The following is a 16,998-nucleotide window of genomic DNA, read 5'->3' as shown; positions in this document are numbered from 1 at the left end:
CCTTTGCTATTTATTTAATGATCTTTTTTAGTAACAGAGCAGATTGTATTTTTACAATCAAAGGCTAATTTTGGCCGACCACCATAGTCATTAATATAAGTAATTACGGGGGTGTTACCTAGTTGCTCATTTGTCATTCCAATATTGATTTCACTAAAGGGTGCAATCATAATTGGAGTAAATTCTTTTGCATCTGTATTTTCATGAGCCCCTGCATTAATTATTGTGATATAATAAGGTGTTGGGTTTTTAACAAAAACAACACTTCCTTTTCTCTCAAGCTGCATTTTTTCTTGCCATGGTGCACTGTTTTGCTGAGGTGCAATTGCTTCCGGACGATAAAATAATTTTATTTTTGTTTGTAATGCAATCTGTAAAGTATTTGGTTTATCACTCTTCGGTGGGATCTCTCGCATATTAAAATAGAATAATGATTCTCTATCCTGAGGTAAATTTTTTATATCAGGTAAAGCTTCAATTTTCATTTGGCTAGATTTCCCTGGTTCTAATCGTTGAACCGGTGGTAATACAATCAATGGTGATGTTATTTTTTTACTTTCTTCATTTTCAATCCAACCTTGAGCAAGATAAGGAAGTTGTTTATTATTATTGTTAATATTTAAAGAGATTGACTTGTTCTCTCCATCAAAGATAACTCTTGTTCTATCTAATGAAACTGCAGCCTCTGAAAAACCACTTAGGGCTAATGACCCTAAAAAAACATTTGTTAATATTTTTTTGATATTCACTTGGTTATTACCTTTATACATTAATTTCATCTATTTAAATTAAATAATTATTTGTTTGTTTTTTTACTACCTAGTTACAAGGAAGTAATAAATTGTCTTGAATTTCTCGATTCATTAATTCAGAAGGAAAAGTTATTTCACATGACATATTTTTACCCCATGTTATATTCATTGTTTCTGAAGGATGAACACCACTAATATAAGTATTACCTAAATCGCCTACAATCCCGACATTTTGCTTTTTATGGTTTGTTACTTGGGCCCCTAATGGTGGATGAGAACCATCAGTAAGTACGATAACAGCCATAACTTTTTGACCTGAAATAACTGAAAATGAGCGATATCCAATGGCACCTTCAGTCAATGTTGCTTGAATAACGGATTGTTGGGCGTCAATGTCATCAGGCAGTTTATTTAAATCAATCTGTGCTTTATTTCGATAGTAACTACTGACATCTGAAATAACTGCTTTCCCAAATCGGTTTGATTCAACAGGAACGCCAATACCGCGAATTGTAATATTTGAAACATTATCAGTATCAACTAATATACGAGCTCCACCAAGATTATTTATTCTATGGGCAACAATACCTTTTCCTGTCAAAGTCAAACCACCAGAAGTGGAAAGACCAAAAGCACTATATTGGTTATTTACATGATTCGCATTTGCTGACCAGCGAGCGCTATCTCCTTGATGTGAAATAAAAGCACTTGCAGTTCCTCCTTTTCGATTTGCGCCCGCACTGACTTGATAATTTGTTCTATCATCCAATCTGTCATAATAAGAAACACGATTGGTCGTATCATAGCGGCTTGTATTCATCGAATAACCGACATTCGCCCCGTTACTTAGTGGGAAAGATAGTGATACATAAGCGCTATCATCTGTCACACCGTTATAAAAACTGCGATTTGCAGATAAACTAATACTCATGTTTTTTATTGGGCCAATATCCATATATTTGGACAGCATTAAACTGTAATAGTCATTATCTTTTTTGTCCCAATACGTCTGATGGTTATAATTTAAATATAATGATAATCCTATATCCTGGAAGTTTTTATTGACTGATATGGTGTATAGCTCTTTACTCCCATAATTACGTAGTCCTGTTTTTTGGGTATTTAAGAATTCACTCATACTCATATAACTTCGTTCTGAAAAACGATAACCAGCGAACTGTATTTGGCTATCGAATTCTTCAAATCGTTTAGAATAGTTTATTCGGTATGAGCTCCCACTTAATGTTCCTTCACCGGGTAAACGGGCAATAGACTGAGTAATATCAAATGAAAGAGCACCGAATGCGAGCAAATCTCGCCCAAATCCCATTGATAACGCATTATAATTTTGGCTATTTAAACTACCGCCAATTAAAGACCAACCATTGCTTATGCCCCAAGAAAATTCACCTGTAATGAAATTTTCCCCTTCACTTTGGCGATCAATATTCGTTGGCTGGCCTAGTGCAAATTTATATTGAACTTGTCCAGGTCTTGTTAGATATGGCAAGTTTGCAGTATCAACTTGAAATTCTTGAATAGAGCCATCTTGCTCTTTTATGGCAACATTTAGCGTTCCGGTTATGGCGTCACTTAAATTTTGGATACGAAAAGGGCCTGGCGCAACTTGAGTTTCATATAATATCCGTCCTTGCTGCATGACTGTCACTGTAGCATTACTTTGTGCTATTCCTGTTATTTCAGGGGCATATCCACGTAAGTTTGGTGGCATCATGCTTAATTCAGATTGTAAACTGGCACCGATAAATCTAAAACCATCAAAAATATTTGAGGACAAATAGTCTTCACCCAGTACGAGTTTAGCCTTTAATTCAGATAGAGCTCGGTAGGCATAAAAACGATCCCATGTGAAATCAGATTGATCATGTCCTTGGCTTCCTGTTGTATGGTTATAACGACTTTGCCAATCCGCTCGAAACCGCCAAGCACCTAAATTGATACCAGCGACGCCATTACTATTCACTGAAGATGAATTCGCTCCTCCGTTATAGGAATTGGTGGAATTAGCATTTACATTATAATCAATAAGCAAGGCTGATATTCCATTGTCCCAGCGAGAAGGGGGATCCCAGTTTTCTGATGTGTATTCTAGGTATGCTTGAGGAATACTGACATATAAAGATGACGTAGCTAAATCACCGCGCAGTAGTAATCCTGGCAAGCTATCCTCACTAAGGCATTGCCCTTCATGCCACCATGTTAATTTTTTTTGCGACTCTGAAGTAAGCCCTAGCAGCTTAACTATTTCAGGAGATAAACAAGGCTGGCTATCTTCGGGATCATGCTCACCAGAATAATAGGGGATGTTAATATCAGATATTTGTTCATTATTAATTTTTAAAGTGAAATTATAAACCCCGGGCATAATATAACCGGCGCGAGAGAATTGGTTTAAATCAATGTTATTTTTGTCTTCTAAATCTAAAACATCAGTATTGAATTCAATATAATTATTCGCATTGGTCGTTAAAGTCACACAACTGACTGTTAACCCAATAAGAATACTTAACAATTTTAATTTTGGTGTGTAAATAGGTAACGAAGACATAAAAACATTCCTAAAATATAGCAATAATTTATTTATTATTTAGTAATAATCCAGTTTAAAACGGATTGATGTCTGATACTGTCCAGCACGTAACGGTGTGTCATTTGAAACAACTTTTAACTGATAATTCAAAATATATTTCCCGGGTTTTATACTTTTCGGTAATGTTTTTTTTCCTGGGTAAATATATTCTCCATTCGATTCAGTTAATAATAATGCTATCCCTTGTGCAGAACCCGATACCGAAAAAAAATCCCCATTAACAGGCCCATCAAATGAAACTTCAAATGTTTTCCAAAGTTCGCCTGTATAAGATGTTAGTCTGCAACCAATTAATGTAATAAAAAAATCCTGTGCCTGTCCTTGCCCTTCTTGCTGTATTAATGATAGTGGCAATATACCCATATCAATGGATTGTTCATAAGAACCAGTATCAATACTACACGCTGTATCCATAATGCTACCTTGCATTATCAAATCCATTGAACTCTTTGCAAAAGCACATTTAAAAAAGGGTAATAGTAAGAAAAAACACAATGACAAAATAGTTTCTTTTTTCTTTGTTATCATATTATAACCATTAAAATATACACCACGAGATTTATTAATCTCGTGGTGAGATAGCATTTTATAAAAAAATCATTTAATTATATGCTAATGTAAAGTTAGTAACTGCTTGGAATTTTCCTGGTGTTACTGGAATAACTTTGCTTTGTGCATCAACTAGCTGAAGTCCAATTAATGATGCTTGGAATTTTAATGTATTATTTCCTTCAACATAATTTTGTTTTGCGCTAGAGTTAACTTTAATTTGAGTACCTGATGAGTTCATGATCTTCACTGCGGCACCAGTAGCATCACCTGTAATCTGTAAATAGCCTGTATTTTTCCCTGCTTCAGTTCCTTTGAAAGTGACAGCAACTTGATTATCACCTTTCAGGTTACAGCCTTCTAATTTAATCTGGAACGGCTGCGCTGATGATTCACCACCATTATCTAAAGTTACATTAGATACTTGGCCTAATGGAACCTCTTGATTTTCTTCACCGGGAGCAATAGAGCATGGTGCGTCAATAATAGAACCAGAAAATGTTACCGTACCACTCCCGGCATCAACAGCTAAAGCAGATGTACTCATTAAACCAGAAATCATAGTTGCTAAAATAATTTTTTTCATTTTTTCCTCAAACGATAAGTATAGTTATACATATAAATATTTATATGCATCTTTTAAATAAAATATATTTAAATAAATATATTTAAATGGATTAATAAAAATAAATTGTATCAGAGGCTGATATCTTATTTCTTAAAGAAATTACATCATCCGAAGGGGATTTTTGAACTTCTGCAATAATAAGCTTAATAACTCTTTCAAATGGACAGTCGAGTGCTACGCTTAAATTAAATAACATATCAATACTAATTTTATTTATTCCACGTTCATAACGTGACATTTGTTGCTGTGAAACATTCACTTTCTTGGCTAGGTCACAAGCTGTAATACCATTCTCTTTGCGTATTTTTCTTATAACTAATCCACAGTAAATAGAAAATAGATTATCTTGTGTTTCATATTTGGATATGACTCTATTAACTTTACTCATAATTAATAACAAGGTCTCAGTTTAATAATTCAATAATTTATTTTACTCTTATGTATTCCCCTTAAGTGCTTACAATTATAATGAGTAGATTTTTTTAAATCAAACCACTAAAAAGAATCAAGTCTAATTAACAGCTTATATTTACATTTTTTACAATTCAGTTGTTTTACTTATCTAACAATTAGTTATAAACATTCAAAGTTTTTAACAATTTTTTTAAAATCAAATTTAGAAGTTAGCTTGTTAGTTTATTAGGCTTGGTTTGACATGAAAAAAAGTATTTTTATCTGAAATTAACAAATTTTAATAAATTCTCTTAAATTGTAACAGAATAACTTGATTTCAATCAAAAACACACACATAAGGAGTGATTATGCAATTTGAAAAATGAAAGACTTTATAAAAAAATCAATAAAATCAAATGATTAATCAGTACTCTCATTTGGAGTAAAAATCTACAAAAAAATACAATTAAATCATTATAGTAGCTAGCAGAGATGATGTGTGATTTCTTTTCATTACATCAATAGCCTTACTTATCTAAATATTTATACCTCCATAGCCGAGACACTATAGGGTTCTATCTGCTTAAATTTTTTGTTACGGGCTCTTCTAGCTTACTTCATATCTAGTTAGAGAGTTACTGCAGAGTAGTAAACAAGTACGGATATGTGTCGTTTTTTACCATAATGTTTTATTTTAAGATATGACTTAGGGCGGTCACTAGTCTGATATTTTTTAACTTGGTTTTGTTAGCCTGTAAATTCAAATTGTTATGAAAGTAAGCTAGATTCTATTTATTTAGAAAGAGAAGGAGAACCAATAGTGAGTTTTTATGATATAACAGGAGAGAAAACAGCATAGTATTATATTTATAAATTAAATATTATGCTGTTTTTTGATTAATGATATTTTTTAGTTGGGTGTAAATCTAAAATATAGGCTACACATTAAACAAGAAGTTGAGTACATCGCCGTCTTTAACGATATAATCTTTACCTTCAGCGCGCATTTTGCCTGCTTCTTTTGCGCCTTGCTCACCACGGTATTGGATAAAATCATCAAATGCGATAGTTTGCGCGCGAATGAAGCCTTTTTCGAAGTCTGTGTGGATCTTACCTGCAGCTTGTGGAGCCGTAGCGCCAACAGGGATAGTCCATGCACGAACTTCTTTAACGCCTGCAGTAAAGTAAGTTTGTAAGTTTAATAGCTCATATCCAGCACGAATAACACGGTTCAGTCCCGGTTCCTCGATGCCTAAATCTGCCATAAACTCATCACGCTCTTCATCTTCAAGCTCTGCGATGTCAGACTCGATTGCTGCACAAACGGGCACGACGACAGAACCTTCAGCTGAAGCAATTTTATAAACCACATCTAAGAATGGGTTATTTTCAAAGCCATCTTCATTAACGTTAGCAATGTACATTGTTGGCTTTAATGTTAAGAAGCTCAAGTAGCGGATCGCTGCTTTATCTTCACTAGATAAATCTAATGTGCGTAACATACCCGCTTGCTCTAAGTGCGGCAGACATTTTTCTAATGCTTCTAATTCCGCTTTTGCGTCTTTGTCGCCGCCTTTTGCACGTTTTTGGACGCGATGGATAGCGCGTTCACAGGTATCAAGGTCTGCGAGTGCTAATTCCGTATTAATCACTTCAATATCTTCGGCAGGGTCAACTTGGCCTGCAACGTGAATGATATTGTCGTTTTCAAAACAACGAACGACATGGCCAATGGCTTCGGTTTCACGGATATTCGTTAAAAATTGGTTACCTAGGCCTTCACCTTTGGATGCACCTTTCACTAAGCCCGCAATATCCACGAACTCCATAGTCGTTGGTAAAATACGCTGTGGCTTCACAATCTCAGCTAATTGATCAAGACGTGGGTCTGGCATTGGCACAACACCCGTGTTTGGTTCAATCGTACAGAAAGGGAAGTTGGCTGCTTCGATGCCGGCTTTGGTCAATGCATTAAATAGGGTGGATTTACCCACGTTAGGCAGACCAACGATACCGCATTTAAAACCCATATGTTTCTCACCTTAATAGCAAGGGGCAGCCACGCGCTGCACCCAATGTTTAGAAATTGGCGCTGATTATACACAAAAAGTTGATTCGGATGAAATGAACTCTTATGTGGTTGCTTTAAAACCATGCAGACGGTTGATGGCTTTGTCCATACCATCTGCTAGAAGAATATCTGTACACCTAGCCGCTTCATCAATTGCATCATCAATTAATTTTTGTTCAGATAAAGGCGGTTTACCCAAAACAAAACCAACGACTTTATTTTTATCACCCGGATGGCCAATACCAATGCGTAAACGATAAAAATTTGGGTTATTGGCGAATTTACTTTGAATATCTTTCAGCCCATTATGGCCGCCATTACTGCCACCTAACTTCATTTTAGCCACACCAGGTGGTAAATCGAGCTCATCATGGGCGACTAAAATTTCATCGAGATTGATGCGATAAAAATTGGCTATAGCGGCAACAGATTTACCACTTAAGTTCATAAATGTGGTTGGAACTAGCAGGCGAATATCGTTACCGTTCATATTAATGCGAGCGGTATAACCAAAAAATTTAGCTTCTTCTTTCAATGGCTGGTTATGGCGCTCAGCCAGTAAATCAACATACCATGCACCTGCATTATGGCGCGTTTGTGCATATTCAGCACCCGGATTGGCAAGTCCAACAATTAACTTAATTTTGCTCACGGTGGTGATTTCACTATCAGTTATGAAAATAATGCCCTAGTTTACCTTGTGAGATGCAGGATGTACAAAATTGTGATAGATAAAGTCACTGGGATTATAATTGCCAGATAAACTATTCGGGTTTACTGATTTTTTGATAAAAAGCACTTTTTGTACAGATATTCTTGCTAACTTCCTTCCTTGTGATGTCTATCGCAAAAAATTTTACTTAATGCACTATAATCATTACATAAATATAAAGTATGACCGAATTTATTTACACATGCTTGCTTATCAGTTTACTGGTACTGGAGGTATATATGAAACGGAAAAGCGCTCATCTTCTTGGTAATGTCTTCATGGGAATCGGAATGGTGTTGATGATCGGGAGTATCGGTGTCAACTTATTCTCTCATATCGTTAACTTAGGCCTTTCAGAACTTATCACTAATGGTTCCTTATTCGGTATTTTTATCGGTGCGATGGTATGGTTAGTCGGTGCTAGGATCGGCGGCCGTGAAAAAGTTGCAGACCGTTACTGGCAGTTAAAACAACATTATCATTCACGTAGAGATAATCACCGTTATCCATAAATAGCCTAAAGCAATTAATTGCTGATAATGGTGAACGAGTCTGATAATTAGGCATTAAGAGGAGTAAAATTCATGAGAATTTTGCTCTTCTGTCGTGAATATTGTGAGTTATTTTAAATGGTTATTTTTATGCCATGATATGCTGAAAATTATCAATTGGCTGGCTATAAAGTATAAAAATAGGTATTTACGGGGGTTACCCTCTACAATCATAAAGCCCCTGCAAATGACATTGCAGGGGCTTATACTTTTATTGCGACTTTTTCATCACGGTTGAACGCTAAAACCCAATACTAGAGAATTAGTGCTCAAACATTGCTGAAATTGACTCTTCGTTGCTGATACGACGGATAGCTTCAGCTAACATACCTGAAAGCGTTAAGGTACGAACATTGCTCAGCGCCTTAATTTCAGGAGAAAGAGGGATAGTGTCACAAACAATGACTTCATCAATGACTGAATTTTTGATGTTGTCTACAGCATTACCTGAGAAAATCGGGTGTGTTGCGTATGCAAATACACGTTTAGCACCACGTTCTTTCAGTGCTTCAGCTGCTTTACACAGAGTACCACCGGTATCAATCATATCGTCCACTAAGATGCAATCACGACCTGAAACATCGCCAATGATATGCATAACTTGAGAAACGTTCGCACGTGGGCGGCGTTTGTCAATAATGGCCATATCAGTGTCATTCAGGAGTTTTGCGATAGCTCTAGCACGTACCACGCCGCCGATGTCTGGAGATACAACGATTGGGTTTTCCAAGTTCTTCTGTAACATATCTTCCAGAAGAATAGGGCTACCAAATACATTATCCACAGGAACATCAAAGAAGCCCTGGATCTGCTCTGCGTGTAAATCGACTGTGAGCACACGGTCTACACCTACACTTGACAGAAAATCGGCAACAACTTTAGCGGTGATTGGTACACGGGCAGAACGTACGCGACGATCCTGTCTTGCATAACCGAAGTAAGGGATAACAGCGGTAATACGACCAGCAGATGCACGGCGTAGCGCATCGACCATAACAACCAGTTCCATCAGGTTATCATTGGTTGGTGCACAAGTTGACTGGATGATAAAAATATCACCACCGCGAACATTTTCATTAATTTGAACACTGACTTCGCCGTCGCTAAAACGACCAACAGCCGCGTCTCCAAGATTAGTGTAAAGGCGGTTAGCAACACGTTGTGCTAGTTCCGGTGTAGCGTTACCAGCAAAAAGCTTCATATCGGGCACGAGAAAAACCTCAGGCTTGCGTCCAGAGAGATATTGTTGACCAATAGCGACAAGGCTTATTGGTGCAATACACGGGTTATCCCAGCGCGGAACTTGTGCAGTGGGGAAACGTTAACGCCTTGAGCGACGAACCCTTGCACCCACGATGGGGCTTTATTTAACACCTGCAGGGCATCCGCTTGTGTTTCAAATTCAGAAAAAACACATGCGCCTGTTCCTGTAAGGCGAGACGGAGCATATTCTAACAGCCAAGAAACAAGCTGTTCAACCTCACGAAAACGTTTTCTTGCGATTGGTTCGCAGTCATTTGCGTACGGAGCCAGTAATAATGCGGCTAGGGAGCGTTTTGGAGAATTTCGATTTAATTGTGGATCTGTGAAGATCATCGGGGTTGATATTTCAATTCCGGGATGAGCGACCAGATACCATTTCTCTTTAGGGGAAGCTTTGGTTAAAATATCACCAACCCCTTCAGCGAAAGCGGCATGCCCACGAACAAACACAGGGACATCTGCACCTAATGATGCGCCTAATTCTGCAAGGACTTCATCAGAAACCTGTGTATTCCAATGTTCGTTAAGCGCAATTAAGGTGGTTGCTGCGTTTGATGAGCCCCCGCCAATACCACCGCCCATGGGTAATATTTTATGGATACGGATATCAGCACCTAATGGGCCACTGTGATGTAAGGTCTCGCGGCAATAGGACTGTAATAATTTAGCAGCCCGTAAAATTAGGTTTTTCTCGGGGGGAACCCCTTGCATTTCAGTCAATAAATTCAGTTGGTCGTTATCACGTGTTGTCATGGTGATTTCATCGCCATAATCAACAAATTGAAATAGAGTTTGTAACTCATGGTAGCCATCAGGGCGTTGACCTGTGATGTACAAAAAAAGATTTAATTTTGCCGGAGAAGGCCATGTTAACGTCATTTCTTCAGTGTCCAACTATCCATTTTTAATTTAATAAGCCTGTCCCCTTGGCGTAACTCGAGGTAGTTCGGCAGCATAGGTGCCGTTTTGCTGTCATAGGAAATATAGTTGAGTTGCCATGTTTCACCATTACTTTCAAATGTGACACTTTTTAGCAGATGATTTTCATCTAAGGTGAAGTCAGTTGCACGCCCAGGTGAGCCAGTTAACCAAGCAGTTAGGTCATCAATTGGAATTTCCATACCAGTGAGCTGATAAATAAGTTCACTTGGTACGTCACTCATATGGGTTTGGCCATCTTTAGTGGTTAGTCGAGCTAAATCAGGTTCAACGGTCAGTTCAAGTTCGCGGGAGCCTAACGGATTAGTTAACAATAAACGGTATTTTTCTGGCGTATATTGTTGCCAGAAAAACTTAGCGTACGTTTTTGTCTCCCCTCCGTTATAGGCAAAGGAGCCACGGGTTTGGTAGTCACGTAACTGACTTAATTCTTGTTGATGTGCTTTCCACTTAGCATCGGATGCAGAGCCAGTTCCTTTAGTGGTTGTTTGTGACGTTGTCACGCAAGCGGTTAGCAAGACGCATGAAAGTGGCAATAGACGAAAAAAGTGCTTATTTATGTGCATAAAGGATAAAGCTTGAGTTAATTGCATATCAAATCTCAAAGTTGTATTGGGCGCTGATAGCAGTCTCTATTGAGTTACTTGCATTTAAAGAGGTTTAGTTTAGCGCGTTAAGGCTATCTGAGCCATCTATTACACTCGATCTATTGTACTCGATGATATACCTAGCCAATAAAAATCTGTAAGTGATTTACAGTTTGTATACAAATAACCTGTTTGTATACAAATGACATGGTGTATTGATGGGGGGAATGGTTTCCTAAAGATCCCTAAAGATGGTGTTAGGCCAATCTGATTTTGGCTAATGGGGGGCAACGTTATCAGGGGAAACCTCATTAGTCACCATTTGCTTTCTGTGCGAAATAATTGCATCCTCTATGCATCTTATTGCAGTTAATTTATCATTGTAAAAATGATATGGCTGATAATCAGTTTCATATAGCATAAATAAACGATAAAATTACGATCGGCTGTGATTGGTAAAATAACTATTACGTCTGTTTTTTCGGTTTATTTTTTGGCGTGGGTCATCTTTCTGAAGGATAGGCTTATGCAAACCGTAGAAAGAGAGACGCGGATCATCTACAATAGAACAATATAAATAACAGTATTGCTAAATTGGTGGGGAATACCCATCGAGCATTACTGAAAATAATTAGCACTGTAAGCAATGTGAGTAAGTCGTAAAGCACAATGACCTTATTAGCCTTAGGCATCAACCATAAAACAGCACCAGTAGCCCTGCGTGAGCGGGTGACATTTGGTCCTGAAAAAATTGACCATGCACTTGAAGAGCTCCTCAAACAGCCTCAAGTGAACGGTGGCGTTGTGCTGTCTACCTGTAATAGAACTGAGCTTTATTTGAGCCTTGAATCACAAGAGCGGGCTCAAGAACAACTAGTAAAATGGTTGTGTGATTTTCATGGTATAACCCAAAAAGATTTACAGCCAAGTTTATATTGGCACCAAGACGACCGGGCTGTTAGTCACCTAATGCGTGTGGCGAGTGGCTTGGATTCCTTAGTTTTGGGTGAACCACAAATATTAGGGCAAGTAAAAAAGGCATTTGCACTTTCACAAGGTAATCATTCGTTATCGAGCGAACTTGAGCGCCTTTTCCAAAAATCGTTTTCTGTTGCAAAGCGTGTGCGTACAGAAACCGATATTGGTGCAAATGCCGTTTCCGTAGCATTTGCGGCTTGTACGCTTGCTCGTCAAATATTTGAATCACTTAAGCATTTAAATATTTTGTTAGTTGGCGCAGGGGAAACTATTGAACTTGTGGCTCGTCATTTGCGTGAACACGGCGTACAAAAAATGATGATAGCGAACCGAACACGTGAACGGGCGGAGTTATTAGCCAATGAGGTTAATGCACAAGTCATTTCGTTATCGGATATTGATAACCGCTTAGCAGAAGCGGATATTGTCATTAGTTCAACGGCGAGTCCTTTACCCATTATAGGGAAAGGGATGGTCGAGCGTGCAATGAAAATACGTCGTAGTAAGCCGATGTTATTAATCGATATTGCCGTTCCCCGAGATATCGAACAAGATGTTGAAAAATTAAGAGATGTTTATCTCTATACTGTGGATGATTTAGAGTCTATCATCGCACAGAACCTTGCTCAGCGAAAAGCCGCAGCCGTTGAAGCTGAATACATTGTTGAGCAAGAAAGTAGCCACTTTATGGATTGGTTGCGCTCACAAGCGGCAGTGTCTACAATTCGCGATTACAGAGAACAAGCTGAGGCCATTCGGGCAAGCATGGCTGAAAAAGCGTTGACGGCTATCCGTCAAGGTACAGATCCTGAGCAAGTGATCATGCAATTATCGCAACAATTAACCAACCGCCTTATTCACGCTCCAACTAAATCTTTGCAGCAAGCTGCAGGAAATGGGGATGTCGAGCGTCTAAATCTACTTAGGGACAGCTTAGGGCTGGACCATCAATAACCACATTTTAATCATAGGTCTTATATAACGAATGAAGCCTTCTATTGTCGCAAAACTAGAAGCATTACAAGAACGCTACGAAGAAATTGAAGCGCACCTTGCTGATGCAGGTGTAATCGCCGATCAAGACCGTTTTCGTGCTTTATCAAAAGAATATGCTCAATTATCTGATGTCGCTAAATGCTTTAGCGCATGGCGCACAGTACAGGATGACATCGAAACAGCTGAAATGTTGTTAGACGATCCTGAAATGAAAGAAATGGCTCAAGAAGAGCTGAAAGAAGCTAAAGCGCGCAATGAAGAGCTTGAACAGCAATTACAATTGTTGCTGTTGCCGAAAGATCCTGATGATGAATATAACTGTTTCGTTGAAATCCGTGCGGGAGCAGGGGGAGACGAAGCGGCAATTTTTGCGGGTGACTTATTCCGTATGTACAGCCGTTATGCGGAAAATAACCGTTGGCGCGTTGAGCTCATGAGCACGAGTGACGGTGAACATGGTGGTTTTAAAGAAGTTATCGCGAAAATTTCCGGTGATAGCGTTTATGGTCGCTTAAAATTTGAGTCGGGCGGGCATCGTGTTCAACGTGTTCCTGAAACTGAATCTCAAGGTCGTATTCATACATCTGCTTGTACTGTGGCTATTTTGCCTGAGCTACCGGAAGCTGAATTACCTGAAATTAGCCCTGCGGACTTACGTATTGATACCTTCCGTTCATCAGGAGCGGGGGGGCAGCACGTTAATACCACCGATTCTGCAATTCGTATTACCCATATTCCGACAGGTATCGTTGTTGAGTGCCAAGATGAGCGTTCTCAGCATAAAAATAAAGCAAAAGCGATGTCTGTATTAGGTGCGCGTATTCGCCAAGCTGAAATGGATAAACGCCAAGCTGCAGAAGCGTCTGAACGCCGTAATTTATTAGGTTCTGGTGACCGTTCTGACCGCATTCGTACCTATAATTTCCCACAAGGCCGAGTGACGGACCACCGTATCAACTTGACGTTATACCGTTTAGATGAAGTGATGGAAGGAAAACTGGATTCACTTATCCAACCTATCATCAATGAATACCAGGCAGACCAACTTTCTGCGTTGTCTGAGCAGGAATAATGCAATATACCGAATGGGTCAAGCAGGCAGCGAATCGGCTGTCTGCAAGTGACAGTGCGAAGCGAGATGCTGAAATTTTACTGGAACATGTCACAGGCCGCAGTCGTACCTATCTTTTTGCATTTGGTGAAACGGAACTCAAAGCCGAAGAATTTCAACAAGCTGAATTACTTTTGCAACGCCGTGAGAAAGGTGAGCCTATCGCCTATATTGTCGGTGAACGTGAGTTCTGGTCCCTTCCTCTTTATGTCTCACCTGCAACATTAATACCTAGGCCAGATACTGAATGTATCGTTGAACAAGCCTTATCTAGGTTAACAGAGCAAAAAAATCAAATTTTAGATTTAGGCACTGGGACTGGGGCAATTGCATTAGCCTTGGCGTCTGAGATGCCGCAAAGTCAGCTTATTGGTGTGGATTTTAATCCTGACGCGGTCGCTTTAGCACAACGAAATCAACAGCGCTTGAATATTTCAAATGTCAAATTTATACAAAGTAATTGGTTTGCTTCACTATCAATTCAACAATTTGATATGATTATCAGTAATCCACCTTATATTGATGAAAATGATAAGCACCTCAGTGAAGGTGATGTGCGATTCGAGCCCTTAACCGCTCTAGTGGCTAAGGATGAAGGTTTAGCCGATCTAACTTACATCATTAAAGAATCTAGAAAATATCTGAAAAATCAAGGGTGGTTGCTTCTTGAGCATGGCTGGACACAAGGTCTTGCGGTGCGTGATTTATTTAAAGTACATGGGTACACCAAAATTGAGACCTGTCTTGATTATGGTGGAAGAGAGCGAATTTCACTCGGTCAATGGAATGGTTAAGTGGCATAGCACTGGGAATGTAATGAAAACCATAGCGAATATAGAATTTAATCAACTCCCTTTAAGTGAAGGGATCATGACTGTTTCACAATGTATCCGTCATGATTTCCCGCTGATGAAAGTGCAAGCTCAGTTAGACAGCTTAGTCTCATCAGCCAAGTCTTGTATCGATTTAACCGCTGATAACGAAACCAAAATTCAGCAGTTGACCTCACTTTTTTACCAAGAATGGTCGTTTGGCCCAGCTGAAGGCATTTATCTGTTATCAGATATGCTATGGCTAGACAAAGTACTGTCATCTAAGCAAGGTACGCCAGTGACACTCGGTGCTATCTTTTTGTACGTTGCCGAGCGCCTTGGCATTGCGATTTATCCCGCTATTTTTCCGACTCAATTATTATTTATCACTGAAAGAAATGATGGCAGCCAGTGGGTAATTAACCCTGTAAATGGTGAGTCTTTATCACTACACACATTAAATTTATGGCTCAAAGGAACCGTTGATCCTTTTTCTGAATTTTACCATGACCAATTGGATGTAGCAGAAAACAGCGTTGTCATCCGTAAAATTTTTGACACATTGAAAGCGTCATTAATGGAAGAGAAAAAGATGGAATTAGCGCTGCGAGTTTGTGAAACGCTTCTGACTCTTGACCCTGAAGACCCTTACGAAATTCGGGACCGAGGGTTAATTCTTGCACATTTAGACTGTAATCATGTGGCGTTAAGTGATCTCAATTACTTTATTGAGCACTGTCCAGAAGACCCTGTTTCTGAAATGATTAAAATACAAATTTATTCGTTGGATAATCATCCAATCGTATTACATTAATTAACATACAGGCTAATGTCCCTGTTTCAATATTAAAGGTAAGAAGATCTAATTGCGTTTCAGAGTCATTCATAACCGTGCAAGAAAAAAGATAATTCTTTTATAAACAATAAGGTACAAGTTCACGTCAAGTCACAAGCATTCACTTTACGTCATGTTTTGCTTGTACCTGAGCTTGTACCTAAAAACGATTATAAAATATACGGCTATTTAGGTTGCGGACTTCAATAGCTTGATAGGGTTATTCAGTGATTGGAAATTGCACAAAATGGCAAAGCTCAATGATAAGCAAATTAGAGCTTGGATAAATTCAAATGAACGATTTGAGGGTAAGTCCGATGGTAACGGTTTATACCTTCGATATTCCAAGAATGATAAAAATCCAAGTTGGCGATTTAGATATAGCTTCAATAAAAAAGCTAGGGTTGTCTCTATTGGTAGCTACCCTAACGTTACCCTAATGAAAGCTCGCGAGGTTGCAAGAGAGTTATCCGCAAAGGTAACGCTTGGCTATGACGTGGCAGGGGAGATAAAGCGGAAGAAAGCCGAGGCGTTGGAGTTAATACAGCAAGAAGAAAGCGCGATTAGAGTTAAGGCTTTAATTGATGAATTCTATGAAAGACAGATAAAACCAAAACGTAAGGGCCCAGAAAAAATAAAGTGGGCTATTGATACCAACATAATCCCAATTCTTGGTCATAAAAAAATAGAAGAAGTAAAACCGAAAGATATTGATAACCTTATTCAGTCAATTACTGATAGGGGCGCGCCTACCGTAGCCAATGATGCCTTGCGTAACTTGAAACGAATATTTGATTACGCTGTTCGTAGGCAGTTAATAGAAAGCAATCCAGCCTCAGCATTCAATATAAGCGATGCTGGCGGACGAGAAAATAAACGTGATAGATGGCTGTCTCGTGACGAATTATTAGTATTCTTTCACGCCCTGAACAAATCTGACCTCCCAGCACAAAATAAAATTACCTTTAAACTTATTCTAGCAACGGGATTGCGTAAGATGGAACTATGCGCGGCTAAGTGGAATGAAATAGACCTAGATAATGCGGTATGGCATTTTCCAGCCGAAAGAAGCAAAACAGGTGATGCTGTAGATATCCCATTAAGTGACCCTGTCACTAATTGGCTTGCTCAACTTAAAGAAATGGCTTGCGGAAGTGAGTATGTTTTACCTGCTAGGGGTAGAGGTTCTAATCGATTGCCACATATTAGT

General features: G+C 38.8%; 16 protein-coding genes. 6 read left to right on the top strand and 10 right to left on the bottom strand.

What is annotated here, in order from left to right:
• Positions 1–14: 14 nt before the first annotated feature.
• From PR809_RS14915 to pth, 7 genes are all read right to left on the bottom strand, one after another.
• Complete coding sequence (locus PR809_RS14915) at positions 15–770, bottom strand: fimbria/pilus periplasmic chaperone (RefSeq protein ID WP_229597577.1); 756 nt, start codon at positions 768–770, stop codon at positions 15–17.
• A 49-nt stretch (positions 771–819) separates the two neighbouring features.
• Positions 820–3,321, bottom strand: coding sequence for an outer membrane usher protein (locus PR809_RS14910; protein WP_206277110.1), 2,502 nt, complete (start codon positions 3,319–3,321; stop codon positions 820–822).
• Positions 3,322–3,360: 39 nt separating this feature from the next.
• Positions 3,361–3,891 carry a fimbrial protein gene (locus PR809_RS14905; RefSeq protein WP_239979127.1) on the bottom strand — a complete coding sequence of 177 codons (531 nt, stop codon included), beginning with the start codon at positions 3,889–3,891 and terminating at the stop codon, positions 3,361–3,363.
• 73 nt (positions 3,892–3,964) lie between these two features.
• Positions 3,965–4,498: a fimbrial protein gene (locus PR809_RS14900; protein WP_206277109.1), complete on the bottom strand. Its 534-nt coding sequence runs from the start codon at positions 4,496–4,498 to the stop codon at positions 3,965–3,967.
• A 91-nt stretch (positions 4,499–4,589) separates the two neighbouring features.
• Positions 4,590–4,928, bottom strand: coding sequence for a helix-turn-helix domain-containing protein (locus PR809_RS14895; protein WP_166265137.1), 339 nt, complete (start codon positions 4,926–4,928; stop codon positions 4,590–4,592).
• 943 nt (positions 4,929–5,871) lie between these two features.
• Positions 5,872–6,963, bottom strand: coding sequence for a redox-regulated ATPase YchF (gene ychF, locus PR809_RS14890; protein WP_206276789.1), 1,092 nt, complete (start codon positions 6,961–6,963; stop codon positions 5,872–5,874).
• A 102-nt stretch (positions 6,964–7,065) separates the two neighbouring features.
• On the bottom strand, positions 7,066–7,656 hold the full coding sequence (pth, locus tag PR809_RS14885; protein WP_102140447.1) for an aminoacyl-tRNA hydrolase: 591 nt from the start codon (positions 7,654–7,656) through the stop codon (positions 7,066–7,068).
• Positions 7,657–7,955: 299 nt separating this feature from the next.
• Between pth and ychH the strand changes: the two genes are divergently transcribed.
• Positions 7,956–8,228 (top strand): stress-induced protein YchH, encoded by a 273-nt coding sequence (ychH, locus tag PR809_RS14880; RefSeq protein ID WP_102140448.1) that lies wholly within the window; start codon positions 7,956–7,958, stop codon positions 8,226–8,228.
• Positions 8,229–8,529: 301 nt separating this feature from the next.
• On the opposite strand, the gene prs is transcribed toward ychH, so the two are convergent.
• Genes prs through lolB form a run of 3 tightly spaced genes read right to left on the bottom strand, consistent with a single transcriptional unit; the run spans position 8,530 to position 11,062 of the window.
• Positions 8,530–9,477 (bottom strand): ribose-phosphate diphosphokinase, encoded by a 948-nt coding sequence (gene prs / locus PR809_RS14875; protein ID WP_004910604.1) that lies wholly within the window; start codon positions 9,475–9,477, stop codon positions 8,530–8,532.
• A gap of 56 nt (positions 9,478–9,533) precedes the next feature.
• Entirely contained in the window at positions 9,534–10,409 is an 876-nt protein-coding gene (ispE, locus tag PR809_RS14870) for a 4-(cytidine 5'-diphospho)-2-C-methyl-D-erythritol kinase (RefSeq protein ID WP_206276788.1), read from the bottom strand.
• Positions 10,406–11,062: a lipoprotein insertase outer membrane protein LolB gene (gene lolB, locus PR809_RS14865; protein ID WP_395349597.1), complete on the bottom strand. Its 657-nt coding sequence runs from the start codon at positions 11,060–11,062 to the stop codon at positions 10,406–10,408. The genes ispE and lolB overlap by 4 nt, the downstream gene beginning before the upstream one ends.
• A gap of 663 nt (positions 11,063–11,725) precedes the next feature.
• Between lolB and hemA the strand changes: the two genes are divergently transcribed.
• From hemA to PR809_RS14840, 5 genes are all read left to right on the top strand, one after another.
• Entirely contained in the window at positions 11,726–12,988 is a 1,263-nt protein-coding gene (gene hemA, locus PR809_RS14860) for a glutamyl-tRNA reductase (RefSeq protein ID WP_102140450.1), read from the top strand.
• 31 nt (positions 12,989–13,019) lie between these two features.
• Positions 13,020–14,102 (top strand): peptide chain release factor 1, encoded by a 1,083-nt coding sequence (prfA, locus tag PR809_RS14855; protein ID WP_004264135.1) that lies wholly within the window; start codon positions 13,020–13,022, stop codon positions 14,100–14,102.
• The gene (prmC, locus tag PR809_RS14850; RefSeq protein WP_206276787.1) at positions 14,102–14,935 is read left to right on the top strand and encodes a peptide chain release factor N(5)-glutamine methyltransferase; all 834 of its coding nucleotides are present in this window, start codon (positions 14,102–14,104) and stop codon (positions 14,933–14,935) included. The genes prfA and prmC overlap by 1 nt, the downstream gene beginning before the upstream one ends.
• 22 nt (positions 14,936–14,957) lie before the next feature.
• Entirely contained in the window at positions 14,958–15,767 is an 810-nt protein-coding gene (sirB1, locus tag PR809_RS14845; RefSeq protein ID WP_102140468.1) for an invasion regulator SirB1, read from the top strand.
• Between the two features lie 268 nt (positions 15,768–16,035).
• Positions 16,036–16,998 (top strand): tyrosine-type recombinase/integrase (locus tag PR809_RS14840; RefSeq protein WP_272524564.1); only part of this gene is annotated, 963 nt, incomplete at its 3' end.

The sequence above is a fragment of the Providencia sp. PROV201 genome, from assembly GCF_028479545.1.
Taxonomy (GTDB): Bacteria; Pseudomonadota; Gammaproteobacteria; order Enterobacterales; family Enterobacteriaceae; genus Providencia; species Providencia huaxiensis.
Note: the sequence above shows the minus strand (reverse complement) of the source record. Positions and strands in the feature narration are given on the sequence as shown.

Bases quoted from the DNA above. Each gene is read 5' to 3' on its own strand.
- ychF (WP_206276789.1), bottom strand. From the start codon at position 6,963: ATGGGTTTTAAATGCGGTATCGTTGGTCTGCCTAACGTGGGTAAATCC.
- hemA (WP_102140450.1), top strand. From the start codon at position 11,726: ATGACCTTATTAGCCTTAGGCATCAACCATAAAACAGCACCAGTAGCC.
- prmC (WP_206276787.1), top strand. From the start codon at position 14,102: ATGCAATATACCGAATGGGTCAAGCAGGCAGCGAATCGGCTGTCTGCA.
- PR809_RS14910 (WP_206277110.1), bottom strand. From the start codon at position 3,321: ATGTCTTCGTTACCTATTTACACACCAAAATTAAAATTGTTAAGTATT.
- PR809_RS14900 (WP_206277109.1), bottom strand. From the start codon at position 4,498: ATGAAAAAAATTATTTTAGCAACTATGATTTCTGGTTTAATGAGTACA.
- PR809_RS14915 (WP_229597577.1), bottom strand. From the start codon at position 770: ATGTATAAAGGTAATAACCAAGTGAATATCAAAAAAATATTAACAAAT.
- ispE (WP_206276788.1), bottom strand. From the start codon at position 10,409: ATGACGTTAACATGGCCTTCTCCGGCAAAATTAAATCTTTTTTTGTAC.
- lolB (WP_395349597.1), bottom strand. From the start codon at position 11,062: ATGCAATTAACTCAAGCTTTATCCTTTATGCACATAAATAAGCACTTT.
- PR809_RS14895 (WP_166265137.1), bottom strand. From the start codon at position 4,928: ATGAGTAAAGTTAATAGAGTCATATCCAAATATGAAACACAAGATAAT.
- sirB1 (WP_102140468.1), top strand. From the start codon at position 14,958: ATGAAAACCATAGCGAATATAGAATTTAATCAACTCCCTTTAAGTGAA.
- prfA (WP_004264135.1), top strand. From the start codon at position 13,020: ATGAAGCCTTCTATTGTCGCAAAACTAGAAGCATTACAAGAACGCTAC.
- ychH (WP_102140448.1), top strand. From the start codon at position 7,956: ATGAAACGGAAAAGCGCTCATCTTCTTGGTAATGTCTTCATGGGAATC.
- PR809_RS14905 (WP_239979127.1), bottom strand. From the start codon at position 3,891: ATGATAACAAAGAAAAAAGAAACTATTTTGTCATTGTGTTTTTTCTTA.